Genomic DNA, 23,105 nt, shown 5'->3' with positions numbered 1-23,105 from the left:
GGCATTATACTTGATTTATTTTTTTGTACATCATACCTAGTGTACCACTTGTTCGACCTTAAGTAAACCGTATTGGGGTATAAACAAGCGCCAAAGTAGAGCTGGCTATTTAAGTGTTTTTTGGAGGTAATCTCGCATTAATTTCTTCTTTAAATGGCAAACAGTTTTAATTAACCAAAAGTTTTTTTTATACAATAAACATTACTTAATTTTTGCTTTCACGGCCCTTGATTCCACTGTGAATCCTGGAATATCTTGCAGTTCTGTTTCGCTCAAACTGTACTGTTCGCAAACCAAACTCAAACGAGTTCCGGTACTTTTAACAGCGTTGACAGAGTGAGTCAAATCTCCTTGAAAATAGATCAGCGAGTTGGCTTGCGGCTTAATCTGCCCGACTTGCTGTTTGTTGCGCCGCAGTATCAACTCTCCCCCTTGCAAGTTGGGCGGCACTTGCACGTACAAAACGCTGACGGCTGCGGGAGGTTCAACTGTTTTGCAGTACGATCGCAAAGATCGATCGATATGCGGATCGACGCGGGAACCTTCACCCAGCAACAAAGGGTTGAGGTAAAAAGCATTGCATTCAGGCTGTAATGCTTGGTCTAGATAGGGTTTGAACAAAGGGAACCGCCGTTCTACTTCGCCGATTTCCGCACGTTGAAACACCACGGAAAACCCTTTTGTGCCAATGAAATCGCGGTTGAGGTTGTTGATTGCTAGATAAGGGGAGGCTAGAATTGCTCCTCGCAAGTCGTTGAGGTAGTCGATCGAGAAAGCGTTAGGATGTTGGCTATAGTATTTCAAGGCACTCAAAAATCATCAAAGTTTAAGGAAACAGCAGATAGAAATCCAGCAATCACTCTGACTTGGGATTGCTTCGTTCCGCGCGGATGACATCATAATCTTGATTTAAGTCCGCGTAATTAAATCAAAGGTTTTTCTGAACTGCGGGCGATCGCCCGGAAGTGTCAAAACCGACTAGCAACTGCCAAATATTACTATACAGGCGATCGTTGTGGTGATTCGATTATATTTGCAATTCCATTATACATGATGCCGCTGGGCAGCCGATCGCCCATTTATTTTAACTTGTCCAATTGCAGGGGCGGGCATAATTTCCGCGATCGCATCCGGCCGCTGTTTTCTCACCAATTTCTTGAGTTTGCTAGCTGGAAAACTGATGCGTGTTAGGGCTTTGTCGCAAACATCTTGCTAAAACAAGCAATCCGTGCATTAGGTCAAAATGCTGGAAGCGCGATCGACAATATCTAACTGGCGATAGAACCTTAATAAAGTTTACCATGATAGTAATTGGTCGAAAAAATACCAGCAGTCGCAACAGTTACTAAGTAATTATTTTAGATGAAATTAATATTTCACAGAGCGGAAAAAAGCAAAACTGTCAGCTATAATTAAAGAGTAAGTAAAAAAAAACAAGTCGCTGAAACGATATGCCAACAACATTGTATGAAAAAATGGGTGGAGAGTCAGCCATTAAAGAGATGGTTGATGATTTTTACCGCGATGTTTTGGCTGACGAGATAGTGAGCCACTTCTTCGATCATACAGATATGGAAAAGCAGCGCCACCATCAAACTGCTTTTATCTCTTATGCCCTTGGCGGCTCCGAGCAATACTCAGGCCGTTCAATGGAGAAAGCACACGCAGGTTTGAATTTACAACCGGAACATTTTGATGCAATTGTGAAGCATTTGACCGATGCAATAGTTGCCCACGGCGCATCCCAAGAGGATCTCGAAGCAGCGCTAGCTAAGGTCGCGACTTTGAAAGATGCTATTTTGTACAAGTAAGATAGAGTGAAGTCAAGAGGGTTTTTGCAGCCACTAGAATAGTGATAAAAGTGGAGATTTCGTAATTGTGCAGCGAAAGCTCCACTTTGTTTTTTGCCGGATATAATGAACCGCGAAGACGCAAAGGAAGAGAATAGTTCACAATTGAGGCGAGGATTGCTAGAGTTGTTTAACTGATATCCCGTATGAGTTGTGGAAAGCAATCGCACTCGATATTATAGCGCATTAAAGTTTTTTCTTACTTGGTTTATGGATACCTGTTTCATTTTTTATAGTAGCTTATTCGGCTAGCCACGGTAGGGCTGAAGTATATTTTACCGCATTTGTTCATTTATTTGAAATGCTGAGAAGTTATATTCCTCCTTTAGCTAGATGACGGTAGTTAAGTGCGGATTGCACGATCGGTTTACTAATTGCCAATTACCAATTACCAAATCGTATATGCCGCAATACTTCGGAAAACTTCAAAAAACCGAACAGCCTTGGTCAACAATCGGTTCGGTAGAATCCATAAATAAAACCGATCGCACCTTTCACTTTAATTGCGGCGAAACTTCCCTAAACCTCAGTATCCTCGCGCCGAATTTGATCCGAGTGCGAATGTCCCCGACAGGTGAATTCAAAAGCCGATCGCACTCAATAACTGTCCCTGACGAAGAGTGGGAAATTATACCATTTGAAGTGCGAGAAACCGAGGAAAAAATAGAAATTGAAACATCACAAATATTGATTTCCGTAAACCGATCGCCCGCTTCCATCGAATGCTTTGACAAATCGGGAAAACCCTTTGCTAGAGACTGCGATCGCAATATGGGATGGCGCACAGGTGCAACCGCAGGCTGGAAGCGCATCGAAGCAGACGAGCACTTCTACGGTTTCGGCGAACGCACCGGCTTTCTCGACAAACTCTCCGAAGTCAAGACAAACTGGACAACCGACTCCCTCGACTACAATTCCCTCACCGATGAAATGTACCAGGCGATCGCATTTTACATCGCCCTGAATCCCGATCGCGCTTACGGCATTTTCTTTAACACTACATTTTGGAGTCAATTCGACATCGGCGCCGAAAAACCGGGTGTTTTGCGGATGGAAACCAGAGGCCCGGAACTCGACTACTACATCATTTACGGCCCGGAACCCGCCCAAATTATCGCCACCTACACCCAGTTAACCGGCCGGATGCCACTCGCGCCAAAATGGGCGCTGGGATACCACCAATGCCGCTGGAGCTACGAATCAGAGGACATTGTGCGCGAGTTGGCAAAGGAATTTCGCGATCGGGCGATTCCCTGCGATGTCATCCACCTCGACATCGACTATATGCGCGGCTACCGCGTTTTTACCTGGAGCCCGAAGCGTTTCCCCGATCCCGCGAAACTGATCGCAGACTTGAAAGCAGCCGGTTTTAAGGTTGTCACGATTGTCGATCCCGGTGTCAAGTACGAACCGGAAGCAGATTATGAAATATTCGATCGCGGTGTAGAAAATGACTATTTCGTCCGCACTGCAGAGGGAAAGCTATTCCACGGTTACGTTTGGCCGGACAAAGCGGTGTTTCCCGACTTCATGAGGCCGGAGGTGCGCGAATGGTGGGGCGAATTGCACAAAACCCTGACAGATGTTGGGATTGCGGGGATTTGGAACGACATGAACGAACCTGCGATCGCAGAACGGCCTTTTGGTGACGGCGGCGAACACATCAGCTTTCCCCTGGATGCACCGCAAGGCCCGGAATCCGATCGCGCTACCCACGCGGAAACCCACAATTTGTATGGGTTGATGATGGCGAAAGCTTGTGCTGAGGGGCTGCAAAAAGTGCGATCTGGCGATCGATCTTTTGTGCTGACGCGATCGGGTTTTGCGGGCGTTCAGCGTTATTCCTCGGTGTGGATGGGCGACAATCAATCGCAGTGGGAACACTTAGAAATGTCGCTACCAATGCTTTGCAATATGGGGCTTTCCGGCGTGGCGTTTGTCGGTTGCGACATCGGCGGTTTTGCGGGGAATGCAACCGCTGAATTGTTCGCGCGGTGGATGCAGGTGGGGATGCTGTATCCCTTGATGCGCGGTCATTCGGCCATGAGTACGGCGCAGCACGAACCGTGGGTTTTTGGATCTCGCACTGAGAAGATTTGCCGCGAATACATGAATTTGCGCTATCAGTTGTTGCCTTATATTTACACGTTGTTTTGGGAAGCTGCGACGACGGGAACACCGATTTTGCGACCGTTACTATATCAATTTCCGCGCGATCGGGCAACTTATCACCTTTACGATCAAGTATTACTCGGCCCCTCGCTGATGGCTGCACCCGTTTACCGGCCGGGCGTGGAACACCGCGCCGTGTATTTGCCGGAGGGGACTTGGTACGATTGGTGGACGGGCGAATGCTATCAGGGCCCGACGCACATTTTAGCTTATGCACCTTTGGAGAGAATGCCGCTTTACGTGCGGGGCGGGGGCATAATTGCGATCGCACCTGTGAGGCAATTTGTCAGCGAAGAACCGCTTGATTCATTGAAAATGCGAATTTGGCCCGGAAGCGGTGAATGGACGCTTTATGAGGACGATGGACACAGTTTTGAACATGAAAAAGGTGTCTGGGCAACGACTAATTACAAAGTGTATTTGGAAGGGGAAAAAATCATCGTTGAAATTGCCGCGCGCGAGGGTCAATTTCCGATTTCTGAACGCGAAGTTATTGTGGAAGTTGTTGGCGTTGGCGAACAGCGATTTACAGATGATGGTACGGTGCGGCGTTTGACATTTGGATAATGTAGGGATAAGGATGGAATATTGCCTGTCTGTGGGGTTGAGTTTTGAGATGGCGGCGATGACAGCAGGAAACATAGAGTCTGGGAAGGTCGATAAAATTGCCCTGTGGATGTTCTATCATGTCCAGTTAATCAGTTATCATAAGAGTGGGAGCTTGTAGCTTGCAAGCGAGACGCTCCCGCTCAACAAGAATCAACAGATGGATAAATAAACCATGCTAATAGAAGAATATTTTGAGTTTTTAGCCGATGATGACATTCGAGTAAAAGGCACAAGAGTAGGAATAGAAAGCATCCTCTATGAATATATTTATCAGCAACGTTCACCAGAGGAAATTTTAAAACACTTTTACACTTTGACCCTCGATCAAGTTTATGCGACAATTTTGTATTATTTGAACAATAAAGCTGCCTTAGATAAATACATCGCAGACTGGCTCGAATGGTCGCACGAACAGCGAAAAGCTCAAGAATTAAACCCTCATCCAGCTTCGGTCAGGCTCCAAAAAATCAAGGAAGAAAGAAATAAAAAAAATGGCACTCAAGTATCTCATGGATGAAAATATTGACCCGATTTATCCTAATCAAATTCGGAGCAAACAAGTAGGATTAATTATTCGGGTCATTGGCGAACCTTCCATACCAGCAAAAGGAACTAAAGACCCGGAAATTTTAGAATGGTGTGAAAAATATGACTTTATCCTAGTCACGAATAACCGCAAATCCATGCCCGTTCACTTAAACGATCATTTGCAAGCCAATCGTCATATCCCTGGGATATTTATTTTAAATGCGAATTTAAGTATAGGGCAAAACATCGATGAATTAATTTTGATTGCTGAATGTTCTTTTATCAATGAATATCAAGACCAAATTATTCATCTACCTATCACTAAAGAGGTTTAATGATTATCTCCCATATAGCTCTGAAAAATTGGCGCAATTTTCAGTCAGTGAATGTTGATTTGCGCGATCGCGTTTTTGTGGTAGGCCCTAATGCTTGTGGTAAGTCAAACTTTCTCGATTCATTGCGCTTTTTGCGGGATCTGGCTAAAGCAGGAGGCGGATTGCAGAAAGCCGTGAGCGATCGAGGCGGCGTATCAAAAATTCGCAGTCTTTATGCACGTCGATATCCAGATGTAGAAATAGAAATTCAGCTTTCAGAATCTAATAATGAAAGTCCCTCATGGAAATATGCCATTGGAATTAAACATAAAAAAGGCGGCAAAAATGAGCCTATTGTTGCCTATGAACGAGTTTGGAAAGGCGACGAGCAAATTGTCAATCGCCCTACTGAAGAAGATGACAAAGATGAGCTACGTCTCACCCAGACTTATTTAGAGCAAATTAATGCCAATGCAGAATTTCGAGAAATTTCTAAATTTTTAGAAGCGATTTTATATTTACATTTAATTCCTCAGTTAGTTCGCCATCCCGAAGCTTTTGCTACCCCTGGACTTTCCGAAGATCCTTTTGGGAGAACTTTTTTAGAGCGAGTTGCTAAAACTCCCGAAAAAACTCGAAGATCGCGATTAAGAAAAATTGAAGATGCTTTAAAGTTGGCTGTCCCACAATTGAAAAACCTCACAGATACCAAAGATGTGATGGGGGTTCCTCATTTGGAAGCTGTTTATGAACATTGGCGGCCAGGAGCGGGAAAACAACGGGAAGACCAATTTTCTGATGGAACTTTACGATTAATTGGTTTGCTTTGGTCTCTTTTAGAAACCGATTCATTATTGTTACTAGAAGAACCAGAACTTTCCTTAAATTCGGCGATTGTTAGCAATTTACCGTCTCTGATTTATCGCCTTCAGCGTCCGAGAAAGCGACAGGTTATTCTCAGTACCCATAGTGCTGATTTGCTCTCAGACAAAGGCATTGGCGGCGAAGAGGTGTTGCTAATGACACCGACTCCTGAAGGAACTCAGGTAAAACTTGCTTCAAGTAATCAACAAATCAAAATGCTATTAGAAGGAGGTTTAAGCATAGCTGATGCTGCACTTCCTCTTACAGCACCGCCCGACATCGAACAAATGAGTTTATTCAAATGACGGATATTCCCATCAATCTAGTCTGGAGTTTAGACTAAAAGCGATATGAGAGAACGCAAATCAAATGGAATTAGAGATTAAAAATATTATCTTTTCAGCCTCAAAGCATCCGCGACCTCTAACAATTTTGTAGTATATCTGCTCCGATAATAATACAATAATGATAATCATGAAAAGGGTGGGAGAGAAACGAGCGACACTCGTTTCTCTCCCACCCCCCATATTCGATTATCATTATCAGATGGGGAACGATCAAGAAAAAAAGGGGTGTCTGATTGAATACAGCCCCCTTTTGGCAGAAAGTGAGAAAAGAACTACAATTACTCACCTGCCAACATGAAAAATGCCAGACTTGAAGAGTTTCGTCAAGTAGCTTACAAATATTTAGGTAGAGCTAAAGATGCGACGTTTGAATTAACAGATGCCATATTGCTGACTCGCAATGTTTATTCCTTAGCAGATTTATCCTTATCACCAGTATTTAGACGCAAGTGGTCAAGTATTTATGAAGCGCTACAAGATAGTAGACCGCAGCGACAGAAATTGATGCAGCTATATATCAAACAGATACCAGCAGAGGGACGACCCTTGTTAGCAGGAGATCACACAAACTGGTCACGCCCGGATGCAGTAACGCTACAAGAGAGGACTTATGAACATACTGGCACGTCCATAGCCGGCAATAAACCGATTACCGTTGGTCAAGGATACAGTACAATTGCTTGGATACCAGAGGATTCAGGTAGTTGGGCATTACCCTTGAGACATGAGCGCATAACCAGTTGGGAAAGCCCAATAGAGAAAGCAATTTGGCAACTAAAACAGGTGTGTGAACATTTCCCCGCCAGACCGATTTCGGTTTGGGACAGTGAGTATGGATGCGCGCCTTTTGTCTTAAAGACAGCTAACATTGCAGTCGATATTCTAGTTCGGTTGCGTTCAAATTTGTGTTTGTGGGGCGAACCAGGAGCTTATTCTGGCAAGGGCTGTCCCAAAAAACATGGTGATAAATTCAAGTTGAATGAACCAAAAACATGGGGTGAAGCAGCATCTGTCTTCGAGGTAGACGATCCCAAACTAAAACGGGTACGGGTTAGCCTTTGGAAAAATCTGCATTTCCGTAAAGCGGCGACACGCCCGATGTCCATGATCAGAGTTGAACGTATTGACGAACAAGGTAATCAACGAGTATCGAAACCTTTATGGTTAGCTTGGGTAGGAGAAGAAATGCCACCAATAGAAGAAGTTTGGCGACTTTACTTGCGTCGCTTTACCATTGACCACTGGTATCGTTTTTTAAAGCAACGCCTACATTGGACTGTACCAAAGCTGAGTACCCCTAAGCAATGTGAGCGCTGGAGTGATTTGATGCCTCTGATGACTTGGGAGTTGTGGTTAGCCCGTGATATTGTTGCGGATAACCCTTTACCTTGGCAAAAGTCATCAGACAAAATGACCCCTGGAAGGGTTGCCCAGGCGATGGGAAGCATTTTTGCAGTGATTGGTACTCCAGCCCAACCACCCAAACCTCGCGGAAAGTCTCCAGGCTGGAAGACTGATCAACCACGTAAACGTAGAATTCGCTACCCCATAGTTAAAAAAACTACAACCAAGCCCCGCAAAGAGCAATCAGAATCTGCTTAGTACTGTAGATTTTCAGATCTGAAGTCTGTTTATTTTCAACTCAGCTTTGCTGAGTCTTTTCTTGCTGCCTAGTCTAAACTCCAGTCTAGTGTTTGAGGATGCACTGAGTGAAGCAGTTCTTAAACAAATGCTCAAACAGTCTCAACGTCCCTTTTCAGTGGGACAGTGCTTGAATCAGAGAGGATATGGCAAAATTAAAAAGATTATTTCTGGATTAAATTATGCGGCCAAGGGAATGCCATACTTAGTATTAACTGATTTGGATAATGCAGAATGCCCGTTAGTAATTATTTCGGAGTGGTTAACTCAACCAAAACATCCTAATCTGCTGTTTCGGATTGCTGTTAAAGAAGTGGAAGCGTGGTTACTTGCACATCGAGAGGGCTTTGCCCAATTTCTGGGTATTTCAGTAGACTTGATTCCTGGCGACGCGGATCGAATTCCTGACCCCAAGCAGCTTTTAATCAATCTGGCTAAAAAGTCAAAGAAGCGAAATCTGCGGGAGGCGATCGTCCCCGATCGTAATAGTACGGCAAAAATTGGTAAAGACTACAATGGTCAACTTATCCACTTTGTCAATCAAAGTTGGCAGGTTGCGTCAGCACAGACTAATTCCCCCAGTTTGAAACGAGCTATGAATGCGATCGTAAATTTTCAACCCACTTGGGAAACTTGAGGAGAAAAACCAATCCTGTACCCTCTCAATGCTGGGCAAACAGTTAATAACTACTGTTATAATATACCGTCCGGGGATGAGTAGACCCGACACCTACCCACAAACTATGCAACCCATCCAAATTACCACATTCCAAGCTCTGTGGCGCAGCCTGGGCCTGATAATCAAAGCCGCACCAATAGAACTCCGCAATTTAATAATACTCAACATCATCGGCGGTGCTGCCCCATCTGCCGTCCTATTTTTAGATAAATTAATCATTGATGAAGTATCTCGGTTGCTATCGCAAACCCAAACAGCACAGCCCTTTGCTTTGATGCTTTCCCGGCCAATATTGCTGTGGAGTATTGCCGGAGTCTTAAGTCTCAGGTTAGTCGGCGATGCCCTAGACACAATGGGCTCTTTTGTCTCGACATCTTTGCGCGATCGCGTTCAAGGCTTTGTCGAAGGAAAAGTCATCGAAAAAGTCGCCAATTTCGACGATATTGCCCTCTTTGAAAACCCCGAACTATTAAATATAGTAGAACTAGCCAAAACGGGAGTATTCAAAATACAGCAACTAGCCTTTACCATCAGCATGACAGTCACGGGAATTTTTATATTTATTCCATCCATAGGCCTTGCTGCTGCCATAGCTTGGTGGGTGCCAGTGCTGATGTTGATTTCATCCTGCCCCTCAATTTACATCCAAAGAAAATATAGCAAAATCATCTGGAGAGTTCAAAGAAAGCAAGCTAAAATAACTCGTGAAATGAACTTATCCGCTAGAGTATTGACGGGGGAAGAATACGCTAAAGAATTGCGTTTGTTTGGGTTGCAGGAACTTTGGCTCAAACGCTGGCAGGGTCAGTTTTTGCAGTTTTTTAGCGAGATGCAGCAAATCCGAAAAAAAGGAGCAATTGTTTTACTTTTGTGGTCAGTCTTTAGTAGAGTAGGAGTAGCTTTGCCATTTGTTTATGTGGTAATTGGAGCTTTGGGTGGTCGCTATACTTTGGGAGATTTGGCGCTTTATTCGGGTTTGATTGTTCAGGTGGAGCAAAGTTTGCAATTACTTATAGGCAATTATGCTAATTTGTACGATATCTCTCTCGGTGTTAGTCCGATTTTTCAACTGTTAGAACTCAAACCAGAATTGCAGTCTCCGCTTGGGGATGTAGCATCTCGCCTGCCTAGTTTACCAGAAGGCGGGCAAGATTCCCCCCCCACAAAAGATAAAATTGGCATCGAGATTAAGGATTTATCTTTCTGTTATCCCGGTAGCAATAAAAGCACGGTTGAAGATATCAACTTAACGATTAATCCGGGTGAAATGCTAGTGCTTGTTGGTGAAAATGGCGCGGGTAAAACAACCCTTGGCAAACTCCTCGGCCGCCTGTACGACCCGACAAGTGGTACGATCGCCTGGAACGGCAAAGATTTGCGATCGTACTCTCTAGCATACGTGCGATCGCGCATCGCCGTCGTTATGCAAGATTACGCCCGTTTCCCCTCCACAGTCCGCGAAAACGTCGGTTTCGGCGACTTGCTTTCACTGTCGGATGACAGCGCAATTAACGAAGCTATTTCTGAAGCAGGAATTGCAGCTAAAGTCAACAGTTTAGAGCAAGGTTTAGAAACACCGTTGGGGAAACAATTAGAAGACGGCATCGACTTATCGGGGGGACAGTGGCAAAGAATTGCGATCGCCCGCGCCTTAATGCGGCTTTCTACAGCCGAAGTGCTAATTTTTGACGAACCAACCGCCGCCCTCGACCCCAAGACAGAACACGAAATTTACAGCATATTCCGCCAAATAGCCACCGGGAAAACAACCATAGTCATCAGTCACAGATTGGGATTAGCAAAAATTGCCGATCGCATCGCGGTGATGGAAAATGGTAAAATAGCAGAAATAGGAACTCACGACGAATTGATAGCATCAAACGGAATTTACTGCTCGATGTTCACCCGTCAAGCTAGCAGCTATATTTAAACAGTTGACAGTTGACATACGATGTTAGCCTGATGAGTACCAGAAACAGGTTTTTGAAAGTATGGCTAAGCGTTCCAGTATTCTTTAAGTATATTTACAAACCGACGAAGTGATTTAGCTGTCCTAGGACAAACATACTTGTAGCTCGAAGTATCATAGTGCTCTCCACCCGGAGCAACTATAGATTCAATAAGCTCAGCCAACTCATTAACGGTGTGTTCTTGTCCTTTTTCGACAGTAAATGACAGGTAACTGCCATCATTACGAAATTCTGTTTGATGGCTTGCAATCCAGTCTGTCACGCCTTGATTAATTGGAATATTCCCAGATAAAACAACTCTAACTTTACCTTCTGAAATCACATCTGCAAATATCTCACAAAAATATGAATATAATCCCTGCGAACCAAAATCTTGGGTAGGAGAGCGATCGTCGATAATAAAACGCTCACCCTTGTCTAAATTTTTAATTCGTTTGTCACGAAATCCACCGTATTCATCGAAAAGCTTGCGTTTTAGCACGTTTAATGTCTCCATACTAATGGAATTACTTAAACATTATAACTTAAAAATACCGCAATTTGCTCATCTATGCCAACTCATTCTTACCCCATGTTGGGTTCTCCTTTTCTCGATCGAGTTCGGCAAGCATCCACCTCGAACACATGAGCAGTCACACTGCAAGAGCTACCTCCATTACTTACTAAACTAAATTTACTTTTCGATCGCGCATTAAATCCCACATTTAGAGTTAAATAAACATAATTCCCGTAGGGGCGGGTTCATCAACCATCTCTAACTCTCACCAACAATCTATATAAACCCCCCCGCACCCAATGACGAATTCACGTGAAGCGCAGCTATCCCGTAGGGAATCGCATTTCTGTCGCTGCGTGGCGAGAAACCGGGTTTCTGCGACAATTTTCGGCCTCGCACGAGAAATATCGGAAGAAACCCGGTTTCTGAGCGTGCGATCTTTTTGAGAAAATTGTCAGAAAGTGCGAGCTATAATAAAACCAACCTAGTTGGCGATAATATCAACGATGGAAACTATAACTCTCAACCTACCTGCAGCCGTCGCTTTAACCGACGAACAATTTTATCAATTGTCCATCGCTAATGAAGAGTGGCGATTAGAACAAACCCCCGAAGGAGAACTAATTATTATGCCTCCAACAGGCGGCGAAAGCGGCATCAGAAATTCCGATCTCAACCTACGAGTCGGCTTGTGGAATGAACGGACTCAATTAGGAAAAGTCTTTGACTCTTCCACCGTCTTTCAATTACCCAACGGTGCGAAGCGTTCTCCCGATGTTTCTTGGGTACTCCGAGAACGCTGGGAAGCATTATCCGCAGAAGATAAGCGCAAATTTCCTCCCCTGTGCCCGGACTTTGTAATTGAATTGCGATCGCAAAGTGATTCCCTAGAAACATTGCGGGCTAAAATGCGATATTATCGAACTAACGGCTGTCGCTTAGGTTGGCTAATTGACCCCCAAACGCCTTTAGTAGAAATCTATCGGTTGTCTGAAGAGGTAGCAGAAGTTATTAATTTCTCTTTTGACCAACCGCCTACACTTTCGGGTGAAGATGTACTTCCCGGATTTCTTCTAGATATTACACCTATTCTCAATCCTTGAATCTCGATCCATTTTCTTTAGTTGGCTGGCGAGAAACCGGGTTTCTGCGACAATTTTTGGTTGAGTACGAGAGATATAGGAAGAAACCCGGTTTTTGCGATTCACTGCGTGGCGAGAAACCGGGTTTCTGCGACAATTTTTGGTTGAGTACGAGAGATATAGGAAGAAACCCGGTTTCTGAGATTCTTGTGCCTCCGAAAAGTCGATCGCAAATTATCTCCCCGTCAACGTATCCGCATAAGGATCGGGCAAAGCTTGCTGCACTTCCAAAAGCGACAAAGCATCCGCAGTCAACGGTTGGCTAATCAAATTTTTTTTTAGCCCATCCCCCCGGCGATCGCGCTCTTGCAACTTCAGCAATTCCTCTTGATAAACAGCAACAATTCGCCCTAAACTCAGCACCAAATCATCCCAATTATCATCTCCCACCAACTTCTCAGAAATTCCCTCAAATAACTCTCCCGCTTGCCTTTTTTGAACATAAGCTTTCAAAAGCTTTCCCGACTTTTGCAAAACGGCCTGATAAATATCCCCATCAGACCACCACAGCCCCTGTTGACTCAGCAGCCAAGTCAAAATATACTCGCGAGCGTGTTGCTCCTTCACCCAGGCCGCGAGATACTGCAAATCTTCCATAGTTACAACAGTCTCCTCAATTTTCCTCAAAATGTCCGCTTGTTTGTATCTACCGTTACCGCGATCGACATAATACCTGCCTTATCATCACCTGTCCCCGTCATTAATATCCCTTAAATCTTAAAAAAACCCTACTGATTTACCAAACAGCAATTCTGAGAATATAAAAATAAACCTAAACCTCCTAGGTCTATTGTCCAATACTTTTAGTCCACCGGAAAGCGCTACACCCCGCCTCGCTTTCCTCTCTCGCAAATCAATCCTCAAGCGGGAACAACCAGCGGGTTATTAGCATGACAAAGCAAAATTTTGGTTTAATCGGTCTAGCAGTGATGGGCGAGAACCTCGCCCTCAACGTCGAAAGCAGAGGCTTCTCCGTGGCTGTGTACAACCGCACAGCAGCTAAAACCGACGACTTCATGGCCCTGCGCGCCCCCGGCAAGAACATTGTAGCCGCCAAGACTCTGACAGAATTCGTCGATGCCCTAGAAACCCCGCGCCGAATCTTAGTCATGGTGCAAGCTGGGAAACCCGTAGATGCGGTCATCGATCAGCTCAAACCCATGCTGTCACCGGGCGACATGATTATTGACGGTGGCAACTCGCTCTACGACGACACCGAACGCCGCACCAAAGATTTAGAATCGATCGGACTGGGATTTGTCGGCATGGGCATCAGCGGCGGCGAAGAAGGCGCGCTCAACGGTGCTAGCTTGATGCCCGGTGGCACCCGCACTGCTTACGGCCTACTAGAGCCAATTCTCACCAAAATTGCGGCTCAAGTAGATGACGGCCCCTGCGTCACATTCATCGGCCCCGGTGGCGCTGGTCACTACGTGAAGATGGTTCACAACGGCATTGAGTACGGTGATATGCAGCTCATTGCTGAAGCCTACGATTTGCTCAAAAACGTTGGTGGATTGAACGGCCAGCAATTGCAGGAAGTTTTTGCCGAATGGAATACCACAGACGAACTCAACTCGTTTTTGATTGAAATTACGGCTAATATTTTCAAGTACATTGACCCGGAAACTAAGCAACCCTTAGTTGAGGTAATTATGGACGCAGCCGGTCAAAAAGGCACCGGCCGCTGGACTGTAATGAGTGCTTTGGAATTGGGTGTGAGCATTCCCACAATTATCGCTGCTGTGAATGCCAGAATCATGTCTTCTTACAAAGACGAGCGCATCAAAGCTTCCCAAGAACTTACGGGGCCTAGCGGCAAGTACGAAGGCGATACTAAAGAGTTTGTGAATAAAGTCCGGGATGCGCTTTACTGCTCGAAGATTTGCTCCTACGCTCAAGGCATGGCGCTGTTGAGCGCGGCCTCGAAGTCGTACAATTACGACTTGAGTTTGAGCGAAATCTCCCGAATTTGGAAAGGTGGCTGTATTATTCGGGCTGGCTTTTTGGACAAGATTAAAACAGCTTTCAAGGACGACCCCACGCTGCCGAATTTGCTGTTAGCGCCGGAGTTCAAACAGAGCATTCTCGATCGCCAATCAGCTTGGCGAGACGTGTTAGCTACTGCTTGCCAACTGGGGATTGCAGTGCCAGCATTTAGCGCCTCGCTAGACTATTTCGACAGCTACCGGCGCGAAAGATTGCCGCAAAACCTCACGCAAGCTCAGCGGGATTATTTTGGAGCTCACACCTACGAGCGCACCGACAAACCGCGCGGCGAATTCTTCCACTCAGAGTGGACGCAGACTGCTAAAGAATCGCTGCAAACCGGTACTACCGACTAATTAATTTTTGTAGGGTGCGTTTCGGCGCACCTTACAGATAGAACATGAGATTACTGCCAACTAACCTTTTTCCTGAACCCACACGGATACTGAACCGCCTTGACAGCGAAACTCGCCCCAACCCCACTCGTTAGTAGAAACAGGTTCCTTAATATGCCCTGTTAAGTCCACAAACTTAGCATGAGGTTTACCAACTTCCATCCACTTGAAACCCTCCGGGCCGTCACTCATAATTACTGCCATTGCCTGTGGATGTTTCCCATTGCCCAATCTCGTCCAGCCAATTGTATTCCAATGATCGAAATAGTCATATTGAGGGCCGTAGGCGAAGTGTTTGCGAGCATGGAGAAACTTGTCAATTAGCGATCGATGAGACGGCATAAAAATTTTATACCGATTGCCATCACGCCCCCAATCTTCATATTCTGCACCGTAATAATCGCCGTAGAAAACGCAGGGATAACCTTCTCTTCGCAATAGAATAATCGCATACGCAAGAGGTTTAAACCACGGTTCTACCACAGATTCAAGTGCTTGCAGCGGTTGGGAATCGTGGTTTTCGACAAACGTTACTGCATGAGTCGGTTGCTGCTGCATCATTGTACCGTCTAAAATGCGCCGCATATCGTAGTTACCGCCCTGTTGGCTGGCGTAATGAAAGTTGTAATGCAGCGGCACATCAAAAACTGACATTTTGCCCTTAACTGAACCGACATACCAGTGCAGGATATCGATATTTGGTGCCCAATACTCACCGACAACAAACAAATCTTTGCCGACATATCGCTCCATTTCATCCAACCATTCCGCAAAAAACCAAGACGATATGTGCTTGATGGCATCTAAACGGAAACCGTCGGCACCTGTTGTGTCGAGATACCACTTACCCCAGTGTGTAATTTCATCTCGTACCCATTGATCCTGGAAATCCAGATCGCACCCCATTAAATATGCAAAATTGCCATTTTCTAGGGCAACATAGTCATCAAAAATTCTCCCTTCTACCAAATAGACTGTGCCGCGATCGTCTTTATTGTATTCGTTGTAGTCTACTGCGTCAAAATGCCACCAGTGCCATTCAAATTGGGAATATTTACCTTTGCGTCCGGGAAAGTTAAAATGGGTATAACTTTTGATTTCTTGCAACCCACCTTTGGGATTTAGCCGATTGTTTTGAGGATAAGGAGTTGCCTTAAATATCTCTGCTGCATCTGCACCCATTTTGTGGTTGATAACTACATCGGCATAGACTTGGATATGAGATTTGTGCAGGGCTGCGATCGCATCCAAATATTGCTGCTTAGTACCATATTTGGTGCGAATTGAACCTTTTTGGTCGAATTCTCCCAAATCAAATAAGTCGTAAACCCCATATCCAACGTCGCTTTGCCCGCCAATTCCTTTGTAAGCTGGGGGCAGCCACAGTGCGGTAAAGCCCGCATCAGCCAATTCTTTCGCTTGGTTTTTCACCTCATCCCACAGGGTTCCTCGATCGGGAATGTACCAGTGGAAATATTGCATCATCGTGCCGTTGATATCTGCCATTTTGCACCCTTGCCTTGAGATGATACTGACAATTTAAGGCGATCTTAGGCTACAGCATTGCCCATTGTCACGGTATCCGCATTAATTTTTTCTAAAACTCCGGTTGGGGTGTGATTAAAGTTTTGTTACATTTCTCAACTATAAAATCTTTTGACTTTCGCCTGACTCTTTGAACCCTACTTGAACTTGAGTGCAGACAAAAAGCCCCAGTCCAACATCGGGAATCTAAAAGAATCAGTAAGTAAGATCACAATGTGGTTGTGATCTTACTTGTGATCTTAGTAGATAACTATACTGAGCAAATCTGCTACCATCATAATTACTCCTTTAAAAAAATGTCATTTTATGAAATCTTTTATTGTAAGAGCTGCTGCCGTTTTGGGTGTGATTGCGACATCGGTATTGGATACATGGACAGAAGAAGAGGAACAAAAGCGTTTATTAGACAGTGGTATTCTGGAAGTGGATGAAATGACGGGAAAAGAGTTTGAAAAATTTCTAGAAGTTCATTTTATAAACTTTGGTTATACTGTTACTTTAACTCAAGATAGTCAAGATTATGGGGCGGATTTAATTTTATACAAAGATGGCTCCAAAACCGTGATCCAAGCGAAACGAAGCAAAAATCCAGTTGGAATTAAAGCAGTTCAAGAAGTAGCAGGAGCCGTCAGACATTACAAGGGAAATAAAGGAAGAGTAATCACGAACAACAGATTTACAGAAAATGCTTACAATCTCGCTAAATCTAACGACGTAGAGTTATGGGATCGAAAAAAACTCATCGAATTCATCTTGACCGCTAAAAATTGTAAATAACTTATATACTAAACTAAGTTATATATAAAAGATGCACTGCTTTCCCAGTATCTTTAATCTCACTGATGAATCATGCTACAAATTTCTAATACAGTGTTCCTGGACGATCGCGAAATCGAGATTAGTGCGATTCGCTCTCAAGGCGCGGGGGGGCAAAATGTAAATAAGGTGGCGAGTGCGATTCACTTGCGCTTTGATATCCCAGCTTCCTCATTGCCCGATCGCTACAAGGAGCGTTTGTTGCAAATCAACGACCAGCGCATCACCTCCGAAGGTGTGATTGTGATCAAAGCGCAAGAACACCGCAGCCAGGAACAAAACCGGGAGGAGGCTTTGAGACGGCTGCAAGAACTGATTAAAAGTGCGATCGTCATACCGAAAAGGCGCAAACCCAGCAAAGCAACTCGTAGTTCCCAGCGCAAGCGTCTCGACAGCAAAACCAAGCGAGGGCAGATTAAAGCTCTGAGAGCGAAAATCACGGATTGATCGATGAAAGGTCGATCGGGCTTTTTGACTTTTTATTTGTCAGTCGGGATTTGGTGGGCCTAAGTCGTTAGGTAAATCGTTAAGCGTTTTTCCCAAAGCTTTGCAAAGAGCTTTCATTTGAGTAATGGTCAGTTCGGGTTCGTCTAATCCTCGTTCCCATTTGCTAATGGCTTGCTGAGTTAGGGTTTTTGTGCGGGTTTTGTCGGGAATTTGTTTTGCTAAGGCGGATTGCGATAAACCAACAGCCTCCCGCAAGATTTGCAGTGCTGGTATATCTTTGGACTCTTGAGTTTGTTTCTTTCGGGGCATATCATAGCAAATTCACAACCAAAGTTGTTGACAAATCGGTAAAATACAACTATGGTTGTTTAATATAGAGACAACACAAAGGCGACTGCTTTAGCCGAACGGTGGAAACGCTTTGGTTTAGCGAGCTGCCTTATTTGTAGTTTCTACCCATTATGCCTGCATAGCCTTAGTATTTTCCGGGCTTGGGTGCATGACTTAAGCCCTTTTCCCTAGACATTTCCGAACCCCTGCGGGTTAGTTATCGTTCGATGAGGGCGATCGACTTGGTAAGTCATCGGGAATTTTAGTTACATCTAATCCTAAAAGCTCAAACATAGTTTTTAGAGAAACCTGGTACAGGTTAGCCAGTGCAGCTACGTTTTCAACAGTTGGCATGGACTTTCCTGATTCCCAGTCAGCTTGCATCCGCTCAGAAACGCCGATATGTTGTTTGACTTGAGGGCGGGTTAGGCCAGCTTGTTCTCTGAGAAGCCTTAATGGAGACTTGTCCTTTTCTTGCAAATTTTCTTCCACAGTGCATGAAGTTTGTTTCATGAAGCGAACCTCTTGACATGGTTGTTTAGATGAAGTAGACTTCATGTATAGCGACCAAACAAAGGCCCCCTGGCGAGCCTACTTTCGTCAAAATGCAGGTTTGAAAGACCGCCTTATTTTTAGTGTCTATCAATTGTGCCTGCATACCCAAGCGTATTTTCGGGGCAAGGGCGCATACCTCAAGCCTCTTTTCCTCAACGCCGAGGAGGTGATGCCATGTAAAAGGTCGATCGACCTCACAAGACAGCCCAACTCAAAATTGTATCAAAGATTTAGACCAAAACTTCAACTTTGCGATCGCACAACTTCCGTGCTATCGTGCCCTTTCTCGAACCATTCCAGATCATGTCCACATCAATTGACAACTTCTACCTAGGCGATGTCGCCTCCAACTTTCACTTTGCAGGCCCGCTGCTAGACTTTGAAGAAGAAATCCAGAATCAATCTCCCTTTCACGATTTAGACTACCTGACAGGCGAAATTAAAAGGGGATTCCTCGACTATGTGCGTCAAGGAATCATGCTGGACGCGATCCGAAAACTGCGATTGTACAAAGACAAGTTCAAAACTTTTAAAAGTTACTGCGAACAAGCATTAGGTCGGCAGTATTTTTACTGCACGCAAATTATCAAAGCTGCTGGCATTTGCCTGCGCTTAATTAAAGCCGGATTTGAGATTTTGCCTAGCTGCGTTGCTCAAGTTGTTCCTTTGTTCAAACACGCGATTACCGACCAATATGGCGACTGTCGTTTACAGGAAAAGTGGCAAGAAGTTGTCGATGTTATACCAAAAGAAAGGATTACCGCAGTAACTATTGCCGAAACAGTTGACAACAATCCCAACCTCCGGCTCAAACAAATTCGGATTAAAACCGACACCTACGCCCTTTTAACGAAAAAAGCAGCCGCAGCCGGACTGTCAATTTCGGAATTTTTGGCAAGGTTGGTTGGCGAATACAATCCCAGAAATTTAGACCAGCCAGCAGAACATACTCCCGAGCAAGAGGAGATTTTAGACCAATTAGACGCGGAGTTTAAGAAGCCGGCAACGGAACCGAGTCCTACGGCAGCTAAAGACAAAGTTAAGTCTAAAGGTTTTGGAGCCAAAGTTGAGCCTAAAGGTGCTAAAAGGGAAGTGAAGGCGAAAACTCCCCAAGGGGAAGTGAAGGCGCAAACTTCCGAAGGTGAAGTTAAGTTCAAAAATCGGCAAAGTGAAATCAAAGCCGAGAAACAGTCGAATTCATTTAATGAGAAAAATCATGAAGTCATCTGCCCAAAATCCAATCATGCGTCAACTGAAATTAATGGAGGTTCAACTGAACGAAATTCAGTGCCACCTTATTAAAGCCACAGTGTTGAATTGGTGGCAAATAGTTTTGCCTGACGGACAGAAGATTGCGATCGAGCACGCGGGCGGCGGACACTGGATTTTTCGGGCTAACGGGCTTGAGAAATCTCATCCAGAAGTGCGGCTAGCGGTGTTAAGGGCGATCGCCGAAGGCTGTCGCCGATAAGTTACGGCCCAGGACACGGCAGTGCCGTGTCCCTACAATTAATCAACCTGGAATACGCTGTATTTCCATGAGAGTGATAGCTAATCAATTGTATGTTCAGACTAAGTTGCCGATACTTTTTTCCTAACAAAAGCTAACAAATACATAAGTTGAGAGCTGATCTCAACTCTCTTAGTATCAACCGATGCCCGTAGAAGTTTCTACAAGCACTTATATTCTTGCCTTCAGCTTGGTTATCGCTTACAGCTATTAGCCAATTTCATTATTTGCTTTGATACGCAAGGGAGGCAACTTATTTATATAGGGGTTGCGTACTACCAAGGTTTTTCACCTAAATCAGAGTGGCTAAATTCATTCTATATGATATAAAGACCTCGGCCCAATGTAAGTGATTGTGAGCAAATGTCAGAAAAGGTATTACTGTTAATCAACCTTTTTCCATCCCACCACAGCAAAAGCCACCCCAGCGAAACCGTATTCGTAAACTCTAGTTCTTTTTGATGGACACAACTGGACTCGAATTAGCGCCTTGCCTTGAATCTACGATTTTGCGTCGTTCCAGCTCTTCTTTTGACTCACGCTGAAAGTCCTGTTTTGAGTTTGAGCGAAAACTAAGCAGCTTGCTGTACGCTGAATACAGCAAGCAAACTCAACACTGTTAGAGGATTGAGCGAAAAATGAGCGAGAAATCTAATTCCGTCACAGTAAGCACCAGCGCTGATTACCTGATCGGCTACGAGCGGATTCTCGACTACTTCAAGCAAGCACAGAAAGAATGCCCGTGCGATTCGTTGAAGCGTGAATCACGGTGAAAGCCCGTACATAGCCCTTCCAGCCACAAGGCTGAACTCTCGGTCTGATAAGGGTGCAAGCCCCTTCTGCCAGACTCAGGTATGACTCCCTATCTGCCCACACCGACCAAGCTCGATTCTTGGAGAGTGAAGCTGGGAACAGGACGCAATCAGACATCTATTGTGGGATGACACTGGCGTTAATGGGGAGTTCCAATGGTGAAACTGAGCCTATAAAAGTAACTTACTTTCAAGCGGGACACAGCCCATAAATCCCGACTTCACTGGAGACTATTCCCGCCGAGTTTGAGGCATGATATCGGTAAGAGTCCAGGGAATCCAGTAGTTAAAGTGGCTACACCTAAAGGAACAAACAATCACGCCCGAGGGAACGAATAAAAACGAATTGAGGGTCTAGGAGAAGTCGAACTCCAAAGTAGGCCAGACGAGCAGCGGAACTCCCTCAGTTCGGGTAGGATGCGGCGTAATTGCTGCAAGGTGTTCAGAAAACATAAGTTGGAGAAGAGCATGATTAGACACAGCAGTAATGCTAGTGAATCTTGGAAAACGTTACCTTGGAAGAAATTCCGACGGGACTTATTCCGCCTACAAAAACGAGTGTTCAAAGCGATTCAAGTTGGAGACAAGCAGAAAGCGAAGTCCCTTCAAAAGCTAATTCTGAAATCCACGGCTGCAATCATGTTGGCGATACGTCAAGTAACTCAACTAAATGCTGGCAAAAAGACTGCGGGAATCGACGGAAAAGCCTCACTCACACATGAGGAAAGGTTTGCGCTGAGTGAAAAACTCAGAACCCAAAGTAACAACTGGAAACATCAGAAGTTGCGTTCAATACCAATCCCTAAAAAGGATGGGAGTACCCGCCTCCTAAAGATACCTACTACCGCAGATAGAGCGTGGCAATGCCTCGCAAAATATGCCTTAGAACCAGCACACGAAGCAACCTTCCACTCCCGGAGTTACGGTTTTAGAACAGGACGGTCAGCGCATGACGCGCAGAAATTTTTGTTCCACAATCTACGCTCCCAGAGCAATGGAATAGAAAAACGAGTTATCGAACTCGATATCGAAAAATGCTTCGACCGGATAAGCCACATCAGTATCATGGAACGACTCATTGCTCCAATGGGCATCAAGGCCGGAATATTCCGCTGTCTAAAATCAGGAGTTAATCCAGAATTTCCAGAACAAGGAACTCCGCAAGGGGGTGTGGTTAGTCCATTACTCGCCAATATCGCTCTCAATGGGATTGAGGAGATACACCAATCAGTTCGCTACGCGGACGATATGGTAATAATTCTCAAGCCCAAAGATGACGCAACGGCAATACTTGATAAAGTCAACGAATTCCTGGCAGAACGTGGGATGAAAGTTAGTGAAAAGAAAACTCAGCTAACGGCTACGACAGATGGATTTGACTTCCTCGGTTGGCATTTTAAAGTGCAAAATAACGGGAAATTTAGATGCGTTCCATCAGCGGACAATTTTAGAGCTTTCCGTCAGAAGGTAAAACACATCGTTAACAACTCGAATTATGGTGCTACGGTCAAGGCCCAGAAATTAGCCCCTGTAGTTAGAGGTTGGAGAAACTACCATCGCTTTTGCAAGATGGACGGAGCTAAAAATTCGTTATATCACATTGAAACAAGGGCATTTCAGGTATTCAACAAGGAAGCAAAACAGAATCGCTATACTGTCAAGAAACTGATAGACAAAGCGTTCCCAGCGGTTCCTTACTCCGAAAACAAATTTGTCAATGTCAAAGGTGAGAAATCACCTTATGACGGAGACATAGCCTATTGGAGTGTGCGCAATAGCAAGCTCTATGACGGCGAAACCTCTAAAGCTTTAAAACGGCAAAACCATAAATGTGGGAAATGTGGCTTAAAAATGCTAGGCGATGAAAAGGTACATCTGCACCACGTAGATGGTTGCCACAGTAATCGGAAAATAAACAACCTCTTAGCGGTTCACGAAAGCTGTCACGATTATATCCACATGAGCAAAGGCGCAAGTCAAGAACATCGGGAGCCGGATGCGGTGAAAGTCGCACGTCCGGTTCGTGCGGTTCGTTTCTATGAAACTAGCCTGTATGGGTTAGGGGATTAGAGCCTTTACGCCGCCTTGGGTGCA

The 23,105-nt window shown here is 44.8% G+C and carries 22 protein-coding genes; 15 read left to right on the top strand and 7 right to left on the bottom strand.

Features of this window, described 5'->3' with window-relative positions:
- Positions 1 to 201: 201 nt before the first annotated feature.
- Positions 202 to 813, bottom strand: coding sequence for a 2OG-Fe(II) oxygenase (locus tag QUB06_RS30340; protein WP_333438434.1), 612 nt, complete (start codon positions 811 to 813; stop codon positions 202 to 204).
- A gap of 638 nt (positions 814 to 1,451) precedes the next feature.
- Between QUB06_RS30340 and QUB06_RS30335 the strand changes: the two genes are divergently transcribed.
- From QUB06_RS30335 to QUB06_RS30300, 8 genes are all read left to right on the top strand, one after another.
- The gene (locus QUB06_RS30335; RefSeq protein ID WP_333438433.1) at positions 1,452 to 1,811 is read left to right on the top strand and encodes a group 1 truncated hemoglobin; all 360 of its coding nucleotides are present in this window, start codon (positions 1,452 to 1,454) and stop codon (positions 1,809 to 1,811) included.
- A gap of 441 nt (positions 1,812 to 2,252) precedes the next feature.
- Complete coding sequence (locus tag QUB06_RS30330) at positions 2,253 to 4,589, top strand: glycoside hydrolase family 31 protein (protein WP_333438432.1); 2,337 nt, start codon at positions 2,253 to 2,255, stop codon at positions 4,587 to 4,589.
- A 214-nt stretch (positions 4,590 to 4,803) separates the two neighbouring features.
- Positions 4,804 to 5,148 (top strand): DUF433 domain-containing protein, encoded by a 345-nt coding sequence (locus QUB06_RS30325; RefSeq protein ID WP_333028145.1) that lies wholly within the window; start codon positions 4,804 to 4,806, stop codon positions 5,146 to 5,148.
- The gene (locus QUB06_RS30320) at positions 5,123 to 5,494 is read left to right on the top strand and encodes a DUF5615 family PIN-like protein (protein ID WP_333145070.1); all 372 of its coding nucleotides are present in this window, start codon (positions 5,123 to 5,125) and stop codon (positions 5,492 to 5,494) included. The genes QUB06_RS30325 and QUB06_RS30320 overlap by 26 nt, the downstream gene beginning before the upstream one ends.
- A complete protein-coding gene (locus QUB06_RS30315) occupies positions 5,494 to 6,642 on the top strand; it encodes an AAA family ATPase (RefSeq protein ID WP_333438431.1) in 1,149 nt (382 codons plus the stop codon). The genes QUB06_RS30320 and QUB06_RS30315 overlap by 1 nt, the downstream gene beginning before the upstream one ends.
- Before the next feature lie 336 nt (positions 6,643 to 6,978).
- Complete coding sequence (locus tag QUB06_RS30310; protein ID WP_333438430.1) at positions 6,979 to 8,286, top strand: NF041680 family putative transposase; 1,308 nt, start codon at positions 6,979 to 6,981, stop codon at positions 8,284 to 8,286.
- 127 nt (positions 8,287 to 8,413) lie between these two features.
- Complete coding sequence (locus tag QUB06_RS30305) at positions 8,414 to 8,962, top strand: hypothetical protein (protein ID WP_333438429.1); 549 nt, start codon at positions 8,414 to 8,416, stop codon at positions 8,960 to 8,962.
- Between the two features lie 106 nt (positions 8,963 to 9,068).
- Positions 9,069 to 10,934, top strand: coding sequence for an ABC transporter ATP-binding protein (locus tag QUB06_RS30300; protein ID WP_333438428.1), 1,866 nt, complete (start codon positions 9,069 to 9,071; stop codon positions 10,932 to 10,934).
- Positions 10,935 to 10,999: 65 nt separating this feature from the next.
- Here QUB06_RS30300 and QUB06_RS30295 read toward each other — a convergent pair whose 3' ends face one another.
- Positions 11,000 to 11,455 carry a hypothetical protein gene (locus QUB06_RS30295; protein ID WP_333438427.1) on the bottom strand — a complete coding sequence of 152 codons (456 nt, stop codon included), beginning with the start codon at positions 11,453 to 11,455 and terminating at the stop codon, positions 11,000 to 11,002.
- 521 nt (positions 11,456 to 11,976) lie between these two features.
- On the opposite strand from QUB06_RS30295, the gene QUB06_RS30290 reads away from it, so the two are divergent.
- Positions 11,977 to 12,573 (top strand): Uma2 family endonuclease, encoded by a 597-nt coding sequence (locus QUB06_RS30290; RefSeq protein ID WP_006632660.1) that lies wholly within the window; start codon positions 11,977 to 11,979, stop codon positions 12,571 to 12,573.
- Between the two features lie 213 nt (positions 12,574 to 12,786).
- Here QUB06_RS30290 and QUB06_RS30285 read toward each other — a convergent pair whose 3' ends face one another.
- The gene (locus QUB06_RS30285) at positions 12,787 to 13,209 is read right to left on the bottom strand and encodes a hypothetical protein (protein WP_333438426.1); all 423 of its coding nucleotides are present in this window, start codon (positions 13,207 to 13,209) and stop codon (positions 12,787 to 12,789) included.
- 293 nt (positions 13,210 to 13,502) lie between these two features.
- Here QUB06_RS30285 and gnd point away from each other — a divergent pair, with 293 nt between their 5' ends.
- Entirely contained in the window at positions 13,503 to 14,957 is a 1,455-nt protein-coding gene (gene gnd / locus QUB06_RS30280; RefSeq protein ID WP_333438425.1) for a decarboxylating NADP(+)-dependent phosphogluconate dehydrogenase, read from the top strand.
- 60 nt (positions 14,958 to 15,017) lie between these two features.
- Here gnd and QUB06_RS30275 read toward each other — a convergent pair whose 3' ends face one another.
- Entirely contained in the window at positions 15,018 to 16,502 is a 1,485-nt protein-coding gene (locus QUB06_RS30275) for an alpha-amylase (RefSeq protein ID WP_333438424.1), read from the bottom strand.
- Positions 16,503 to 16,847: 345 nt separating this feature from the next.
- Here QUB06_RS30275 and QUB06_RS30270 point away from each other — a divergent pair, with 345 nt between their 5' ends.
- Both QUB06_RS30270 and arfB read left to right on the top strand, forming a co-directional pair.
- Positions 16,848 to 17,318 (top strand): restriction endonuclease, encoded by a 471-nt coding sequence (locus tag QUB06_RS30270; RefSeq protein WP_333438423.1) that lies wholly within the window; start codon positions 16,848 to 16,850, stop codon positions 17,316 to 17,318.
- Positions 17,319 to 17,390: 72 nt separating this feature from the next.
- Positions 17,391 to 17,804, top strand: coding sequence for an alternative ribosome rescue aminoacyl-tRNA hydrolase ArfB (arfB, locus tag QUB06_RS30265; protein ID WP_333225803.1), 414 nt, complete (start codon positions 17,391 to 17,393; stop codon positions 17,802 to 17,804).
- A 39-nt stretch (positions 17,805 to 17,843) separates the two neighbouring features.
- Here arfB and QUB06_RS30260 read toward each other — a convergent pair whose 3' ends face one another.
- Together QUB06_RS30260 and QUB06_RS30255 are read right to left on the bottom strand one after the other, a co-directional pair.
- Complete coding sequence (locus tag QUB06_RS30260; protein WP_333438422.1) at positions 17,844 to 18,113, bottom strand: helix-turn-helix transcriptional regulator; 270 nt, start codon at positions 18,111 to 18,113, stop codon at positions 17,844 to 17,846.
- Positions 18,114 to 18,347: 234 nt separating this feature from the next.
- A complete protein-coding gene (locus tag QUB06_RS30255; protein ID WP_333218477.1) occupies positions 18,348 to 18,647 on the bottom strand; it encodes a helix-turn-helix transcriptional regulator in 300 nt (99 codons plus the stop codon).
- Positions 18,648 to 18,992: 345 nt separating this feature from the next.
- On the opposite strand from QUB06_RS30255, the gene QUB06_RS30250 reads away from it, so the two are divergent.
- A complete protein-coding gene (locus QUB06_RS30250; protein WP_333438421.1) occupies positions 18,993 to 19,991 on the top strand; it encodes a hypothetical protein in 999 nt (332 codons plus the stop codon).
- A gap of 7 nt (positions 19,992 to 19,998) precedes the next feature.
- A complete protein-coding gene (locus QUB06_RS30245) occupies positions 19,999 to 20,160 on the top strand; it encodes a hypothetical protein (RefSeq protein ID WP_246276752.1) in 162 nt (53 codons plus the stop codon).
- Positions 20,161 to 20,916: 756 nt separating this feature from the next.
- On the opposite strand, the gene QUB06_RS30240 is transcribed toward QUB06_RS30245, so the two are convergent.
- Positions 20,917 to 21,129: a hypothetical protein gene (locus tag QUB06_RS30240; protein ID WP_333438420.1), complete on the bottom strand. Its 213-nt coding sequence runs from the start codon at positions 21,127 to 21,129 to the stop codon at positions 20,917 to 20,919.
- A gap of 350 nt (positions 21,130 to 21,479) precedes the next feature.
- Here QUB06_RS30240 and QUB06_RS30235 point away from each other — a divergent pair, with 350 nt between their 5' ends.
- On the top strand, positions 21,480 to 23,081 hold the full coding sequence (locus tag QUB06_RS30235; protein WP_333438419.1) for a reverse transcriptase domain-containing protein: 1,602 nt from the start codon (positions 21,480 to 21,482) through the stop codon (positions 23,079 to 23,081).
- Positions 23,082 to 23,105 lie beyond the last annotated feature (24 nt).

Source organism: Microcoleus sp. D2_18a_D3 (assembly GCF_036702455.1).
Taxonomy (GTDB): Bacteria; Cyanobacteriota; Cyanobacteriia; order Cyanobacteriales; family Microcoleaceae; genus Microcoleus.
This window is presented reverse-complemented; position numbering and strand designations above follow the sequence as displayed.